1 protein-coding gene and 1 pseudogene are annotated in these 572 nt (G+C 57.9%); both read right to left on the bottom strand.

The genetic code is table 11. The annotated features are described in order from the left end of the window. Nucleotides 1–330: ISC system 2Fe-2S type ferredoxin (fdx, locus tag BK660_RS31230; protein ID WP_123436440.1), on the bottom strand; the 330-nt coding region annotated here is incomplete at its 3' end. After that, a pseudogene (hscA, locus tag BK660_RS31225) lies at nucleotides 330–572 on the bottom strand (Fe-S protein assembly chaperone HscA); the annotation flags it as partial. The pseudogene hscA and the gene fdx, both read right to left, overlap by 1 nt.

The raw sequence follows: 572 nt of genomic DNA, 5'->3' as shown, positions 1-572 counted from the left end.
TTCAGCCGCATGGTTAAGCGAATATTTCGGAATTTCGACGGTGATGTCTTCTTCACCAACGATAGCCTGGCAAGCCAGACGCGATTGCGCCTCGAGACCCCAGGCACGATCAAGGAAGTCTTCTTCCAGCTCGTCAGCCTCTTCCATCGAGTCGAAACCCTCGCGGATGATGCAGTGGCAGGTGGTGCAAGCACACACGCCGCCGCAGGCGCTTTCCATCTCGATGTGGTGTTCGTGGGCCAGTTCGAGAATCGAGGTGCCGGGCGCAGCCTCGACCACCATGCCTTCAGGGCAGAACTTCTCGTGGGGCAGAAAAATGACCTGCGGCATCAGATATCCTCGATTTCATTCAGATTGCGCCCCGACAGAGCGGCTTTCACCGTCAGATCCATGCGGCGGGCAGCCAAAGCATCGGTCACTTGCGACAGACGCTTGGTCTGCTGCTCGATGGCGTAACCCTCAGTACCTTTCATCAGTTCGGCCAGTTCCTGCAACTGCAGATCGATGACCATGCGCTCTTCGGCGTCGAGCAAACGCTCGCCATCAACCTCAAGAGCGCCCTGCACCGCTTC

It is taken from the genome of Pseudomonas brassicacearum (assembly GCF_003732265.1).
Classification (GTDB): domain Bacteria; phylum Pseudomonadota; class Gammaproteobacteria; order Pseudomonadales; family Pseudomonadaceae; genus Aquipseudomonas; species Aquipseudomonas brassicacearum_D.
The sequence above is the reverse complement of the archived record's forward strand: the minus strand, read 5'-3'. Positions and strand labels throughout refer to the sequence as shown.